The sequence below is a fragment of the Cupriavidus sp. HPC(L) genome, assembly GCF_000307735.3.
GTDB lineage: Bacteria > Pseudomonadota > Gammaproteobacteria > Burkholderiales > Burkholderiaceae > Cupriavidus.
Map to the genome: position 1 here is coordinate 1 of NZ_AMPR02000183.1, position 6,031 is coordinate 6,031.

General features: G+C 67.6%; 6 protein-coding genes. 5 read left to right on the plus strand and 1 reads right to left on the minus strand.

Features of this window, described 5'->3' with window-relative positions:
* Positions 1–228 precede the first annotated feature (228 nt).
* Complete coding sequence (gene folE2 / locus B551_RS12070; RefSeq protein WP_006576199.1) at positions 229–1,044, plus strand: GTP cyclohydrolase FolE2; 816 nt, start codon at positions 229–231, stop codon at positions 1,042–1,044.
* Positions 1,045–1,141: 97 nt separating this feature from the next.
* Here folE2 and tsaD read toward each other — a convergent pair whose 3' ends face one another.
* Complete coding sequence (tsaD, locus tag B551_RS12075; RefSeq protein ID WP_006576198.1) at positions 1,142–2,176, minus strand: tRNA (adenosine(37)-N6)-threonylcarbamoyltransferase complex transferase subunit TsaD; 1,035 nt, start codon at positions 2,174–2,176, stop codon at positions 1,142–1,144.
* 220 nt (positions 2,177–2,396) lie between these two features.
* On the opposite strand from tsaD, the gene B551_RS12080 reads away from it, so the two are divergent.
* The 4 genes from B551_RS12080 to dnaG all read left to right on the plus strand — a co-directional run.
* Positions 2,397–3,644, plus strand: a complete 1,248-nt coding sequence (locus B551_RS12080) for an NAD(P)/FAD-dependent oxidoreductase (RefSeq protein WP_006576197.1) — start codon at positions 2,397–2,399, stop codon at positions 3,642–3,644.
* A 70-nt stretch (positions 3,645–3,714) separates the two neighbouring features.
* The gene (gene rpsU, locus B551_RS12085; RefSeq protein WP_006576196.1) at positions 3,715–3,927 is read left to right on the plus strand and encodes a 30S ribosomal protein S21; all 213 of its coding nucleotides are present in this window, start codon (positions 3,715–3,717) and stop codon (positions 3,925–3,927) included.
* Between the two features lie 152 nt (positions 3,928–4,079).
* Positions 4,080–4,529, plus strand: coding sequence for a GatB/YqeY domain-containing protein (locus tag B551_RS12090; RefSeq protein WP_006576195.1), 450 nt, complete (start codon positions 4,080–4,082; stop codon positions 4,527–4,529).
* A gap of 188 nt (positions 4,530–4,717) precedes the next feature.
* A partial coding sequence (dnaG, locus tag B551_RS12095; protein WP_023264170.1) for a DNA primase occupies positions 4,718–6,031 on the plus strand: 1,314 nt, incomplete at its 3' end.

The following is a 6,031-nucleotide window of genomic DNA, read 5'->3' on the forward strand; positions in this document are numbered from 1 at the left end:
CGGCGACCAAGGCCGCCTGAGCGGTCGTCCGCACGCCCCCCGCACCGGCGGCTGCCGGCCCGGTGCGGGCGGCATCACCCGAATTCCCTTAGAATCGCTGGTTTTCGTGTTCGCAGCTGCGGGCTGGCGCCGCCGTGTTTTCCGGCGCGCCCGTGGTTTCACACTCGTTGCGCGGCAAGGTGGACTGCGAAGATGCCGCGACCGTAAAGGAAACCGAGGAAATCCGTCATGAATGACATCAATCCGGCCTTCGTGATGCCCGACGTGCAATCGAGCCTCGACACGCGCCAGATTCCGATCCAGCGTGTCGGCGTGCGTGGCGTGCGCTATCCGCTCACGATGCGTACCCCCAGCGGCGTGCATCCGACCGTCGGCACCTTCAACCTCGACGTGCACCTGCCCGCCGACCAGAAGGGCACCCACATGTCGCGCTTCGTTGCGCTGCTCGAGGACGAGCGCGAGCCGCTCGACCTGGCGTCGTTCCGCGAACTGCTCGGCAAGATGCTGCAGCGGCTCGAGGCGCAGGCCGGCCGTATCGAGGTCACCTTCCCCTATTTCATCAACAAGGTCGCACCGGTGTCGGGCGTCGCCTCGCTGATGGACTACGAGGTCACGCTGATCGGCGAAGCGCGCGATGGCGTCACCCGGGTCTGGCTGAAGGCGCTGGTGCCGGTCACCAGCCTGTGCCCGTGCTCGAAGAAGATCTCGCAGTACGGCGCGCACAACCAGCGCTCGCACATCACGATGTGCGTCGAGCTGGCGGCCGACCTGCCGGTCGAGGCGTTGGTGCGGATGGCCGAGGAAGAGGCCTCGTGCGAACTGTGGGGTTTGCTCAAGCGTCCGGACGAGAAGTACGTGACCGAGCGGGCCTACGAGAATCCGAAGTTCGTCGAGGACCTGGTGCGCGATATCGCGATGCGGCTCAATGCCGATGAGCGCATCGTGGCCTACGTGCTCGAGGCCGAGAACTTCGAGTCGATCCACAACCACAGCGCCTATGCGGTGATCGAGCGGGACAAGCGGCTGAGCCAGCTGGCTGCCTGAGCGAGCGATGCAAACGACAACGCCACCCGACCGGGTGGCGTTTTTCATTGATGCAGCGCGCGGATCGGGCGCGGATTGGGCCCGGATCAGTCGTGGATCACTGCGCAGCCGGCAGCCGCAGATCCGCCAGGTCCCAGCGCGGCGTGACGCCGTAGCCGTACTCGCGCTGCGCCAGTTGCGGCGCGGCCTGCAGCCGCATCGCGCCGGCGAAGGCGATCATCGCGCCGTTGTCGGTGCAGAAGGCCAGGTCCGGATAGAAGACCTGCGCGCGCCGCCTGGCCGCCAGTTCGTCGAGCCGCTCGCGCAGCTGGCGATTGGCGCCGACGCCGCCGGCGACGACCAGCCGCTTGTGGCCGGTTGACTTCAGCGCCGCCATCGACTTGGCCGCGAGCACGTCGACGATCGCGTCGACAAAGGCGCGCGCCAGATTGGCGCGATCCTGCTCGCAGATGTTGCCGAGCTTGCGCGCCTGCGTCAGCACCGCGGTCTTCAGGCCGGCGAACGAAAAGTCGAGATTGCCCGAATGCAGCATCGGCCGCGGCAGTTCATACGCCCCGGGCAGCCCGAACTCGGCCAGCCGCGACACTTCGGGGCCACCGGGGTAGCCCAGGCCCAGCAGCTTGGCGGTCTTGTCGAAGGCCTCGCCGGCCGCGTCGTCCAGCGTCTCGCCGAGCAGCGCGTAGTCGCCGATGCCGCGCACCTCCATCAGCTGCGTGTGGCCGCCCGATACCAGCAGCGCGACGAAGGGGAAGGCGGGCGGATTCGGCGTCAGCAGCGGCGACAGCAGATGGCCCTCCAGATGGTGCACGCCGAGCATCGGCACATCGAGGGCGAATCCCAGCGCATTGGCCACCGAGGCGCCGACCAGCAGCGCGCCGGCCAGTCCCGGCCCCTGCGTGAAGGCGATCGCGTCGATCTCGCCGCGCTGGCGTCCGGCCTCGTCCAGCACCTGTTGCAGCAGCGGCAGCACGCGGCGGATATGGTCGCGCGAGGCCAGTTCGGGTACCACGCCGCCGTAGTCCCGATGCATTGCGATCTGCGAGTGCAGCGCGTGCGCGAGCAGGCCGGCCTCGGTGTCGTAGAGGGCCAGGCCGGTTTCGTCACAGGAGGATTCGATGCCGAGAACGAGCATGGTGTGGTGCGGATGGAGGCGAAGCGCCAGGGCCGCGGCGCAAAGCCTGCGAGGGTAGCACAGCGGGCCGCTGCGCGCTTTTCGCTACAATCGCCGATTCTCCAGCAGGATCGTCATGTCAGAGTCGCACTCAGCAGCGCAGCCAGCGGCGCGCCCATTATCGCGCCGCCCGTCGCCGTCGTCGCCGTCCTCGCCGTCCTCCGGGGCCGGACGTTACGACGTGGCGGTGCTCGGTGCCGGGGCGGCCGGCATGATGTGTGCCGCGGTCGCGGGCCAGCAGGGCGCCCGCGTCGTGCTGATCGACCATGCCACGCGGCTCGCCGAGAAGATCCGCATCTCCGGCGGCGGGCGCTGCAATTTCACCAATCTGCACGCCGGGCCGGCCAACTACCTGTCCGACAATCCGCATTTCTGCCGCTCGGCGCTGGCGCGCTATACGCCCCAGGATTTCCTCGCGCTGATGCGGCGCCATCAGATCGACTGGCACGAAAAGCATCGCGGCCAGCTGTTCTGCAACGACAGCGCCGAGCAGGTCATCGAGATGCTGCGGGCCGAGTGCGGCGCGGGGCAGGTTCATTGGCGCACCGGCTGCGCCGTCGCCGAGATTCGCCGCGAAGGCGACGACTTTCTGCTGCTGACGCCCGATGGTCCGGTGCGGGCGGGCGCGCTCGTGGTCGCCACCGGCGGGCTGTCGATCCCCAAGATCGGTGCCACCGATTTCGGCTACCGGATCGCTCGCCAGTTCGGGCTGCCGGTGGTGGAGACCCGCCCGGCACTGGTGCCGCTGACCTTCGACGGCGCCGCCTGGCAGCCGTTCGCGCCGCTGGCGGGACTGTCCCGCGAGGTCGATATCGCCACCGGCAAGGGCAAGGAGGCCGGCGCCTTTCGCGAGGACCTGCTGTGGACGCACCGCGGGCTGTCCGGCCCGGCGGTGCTGCAGATCTCGAGCTATTGGCGCCCCGGCACGCCGATCACGATCGACCTGTTCGAGGGCGAGGACGCCGCGGCCTGGCTGCTGGAGGCCAAGAACGGCACCCGCAAGCATCTGGGCAACCTGCTGGCCGCCCGGATGCCGGCGCGCCTGGCCGACGCCTGGTGCCGCGCCGCCGGGCTCGACGCCGCGAAGTTGCCGCACGATCTGCCGGACAAGGCGCTGCGCAAGCTGGGCGAGGCGCTGAACCGCTGGCAGCTGGTGCCGTCGGGCACCGAGGGCTACCGCAAGGCCGAGGTCACGCGCGGTGGGGTTGACACGCGAGCGCTGTCGTCCAGCACGATGATGGCGCGCTCGGTGCCGAATCTGTACTTCATCGGCGAGGTGGTCGACGTCACCGGGTGGCTCGGCGGCTACAATTTCCAGTGGGCTTGGGCGTCTGGTGTGGCCGCTGGCAAGGCGGTCGCGGAGAACGTGCGGACCATCGCCGAGGCGCCGAAGACGCGGCCGGATCTCAGTGGTAAACCGGAGCCGTAAACCGGCACGCTTGACGAATTTCGTGCTAGACTCCAAGTCTTCGTAAAACCGCTAACTCCACTTTTGGCACATGACCACGATTCGCCTCAAAGAAAACGAGCCGTTTGAAGTTGCGATGCGACGCTTCAAGCGCACCATCGAAAAGAACGGTTTGATTACTGAACTGCGGGCGCGCGAGTTTTATGAAAAGCCGACGGCAGAGCGGAAGCGCAAGAAGGCGGCGGCGGTGAAGCGCCATTACAAGCGCATTCGCAGCCAGATGCTGCCGAAGAAGCTGTACTGATCGACCAGTCGATCGGCTGAACGCCTTTCCGCGTCAGCATCCAGACCCGCTGTGGGCCTCGCTCCGGCGGGTTTTTGTGTTGGTGCTCCGCCTCCCTGTCCGCCCTCGCTCGTTGCCGTTTTGTGCTGACGAGTCCACCTGGAAAGATTGCCATGTCCCTCAAGCAACGAATCACCGATGACATGAAGGCCGCCATGCGGGCGCGCGAGTCTGAGCGGCTCGGCACGATCCGGCTGCTGCTGGCGGCGATCAAGCAGCGTGAAGTCGACGAGCGGACGGAACTGGACGACGCTGCCGTGCTGGTGGTGGTCGAGAAGCTGATCAAGCAGCGCAAGGACTCGATCTCGCAGTTCCAGCAGGCCGGCCGCACCGACCTCGTCGACAAGGAGAGCGCCGAACTCGAGGTGCTGCAGGTCTACATGCCGGCCGCGCTGTCCGACGACGAAGTGGCGGCCGAAGTCGCCAACGCGGTGGCCGAGAGCGGCGCCGCGGGTCCGCAGGACATGGGCAAGGTCATGGCCCTGTTGAAGGGCCGGCTGGCGGGCCGCGCCGATATGAGCGCCGTGTCGGCCCAGGTCAAGGCGGCACTGACCGCCAAATAGCGCCCAGCGCCAGTGCGTTCGCCTGCGGCGGTGCCGCATAGTGGCAATACAGTCACAAATTTCTGGCAAGCTGCGATCGACGCACTACAATAATTTCACTCTTCGCCGGGTGAGGCACCGCCCGGCTTGCATTTCTACAAGGGCCGCCCGAAGTTTGCGGCGGCCGCGTCGTCAGGACGGCCAACCGGGTGATTCCGCAATCCTTCATTCAGGACCTGCTGAACCGCGTCGACATCGTCGATGTGGTGGGCAAGTATGTCCAGCTGAAGAAGGGTGGCGCCAACTTCATGGGGCTGTGCCCCTTCCATAACGAGAAGTCACCATCGTTCACAGTGTCGCCGGCCAAGCAGTTCTACCATTGCTTCGGCTGCGGCGCGCATGGGTCGGCCATCGGCTTCCTGATGGAATATTCCGGGCAGAGCTATCCCGACGCGGTGCGCGAACTGGCGCAGTCGGTCGGCCTGTCGGTGCCCGAGGAGCGCGACCGGTTGCCGCCGGCCCAGCGTGCCGAACAGCAGGCGAAGTCGCTGGCGCTGTCCGACGCGATGACGCGGGCCAGCGAGTTCTATCGGCGCCAGCTGCGCGGAGCGCCAGGGGCGATCCAGTACCTGAAGGGCCGCGGCCTGACCGGCGAGATTGCCGCGCAGTTCGGGCTGGGCTATGCCCCGGACGACTGGCAGGGGCTGGAGTCGGTGTTCGGCAGCTATCGCGACGACGCGATCGCGGGGCCGCTGATCGAGGCCGGCCTGCTGATCGAGAGCGAAAAGCGCGATGCCGACGGCAAGCCGCGCCGCTACGACCGCTTTCGCGACCGCATCATGTTCCCGATCCGCAATACCAAGGGGCAGGTGATCGGCTTTGGCGGCCGCGTGATGGGGCAGGGCGAGCCCAAGTACCTGAACTCGCCCGAAACGCCGCTGTTCAGCAAGGGCACGGAGCTGTACGGGCTGTTCGAGGCGCGGCATGCGATCCGGGAAACCGGCTATGTGCTGGTGGTCGAAGGCTATATGGACGTGGTGGCGCTGGCGCAACTGGGCTTTGCCAATGCGGTGGCCACGCTGGGCACCGCCTGCACGCCCGTGCATGTGCAGAAGCTGCTGCGCCAGACCGACGCGGTGGTGTTCTCGTTCGACGGCGATGCCGCCGGGCGCCGTGCCGCGCGCCGCGCGCTGGAGGCGTGCCTGCCCTATGTCGCCGACAACAAGACCATCCGCTTCCTGTTCCTGCCCGCCGAGCACGACCCCGATAGCTACGTCCGCGAGGAAGGCACCGAGGCCTTTGCCGCGCAGGTGCGCGATGCGATGCCGCTGTCGCGCTTCCTGCTGCAATGCGTGACCGAGGAGCAGGATCTGCGGCAGCCCGAGGGCCGTGCGCGTGCGCAATACGAGGCCAAGCCGCTGCTCAAGGCGATGCCGGCAGGCGGCCTGCGCCTGCAGATCGTGCGCGAGCTGGCCGAGGCCACCGGCACCACGCCGGCCGAGATCGAGGCGGTGTGCGGCCTG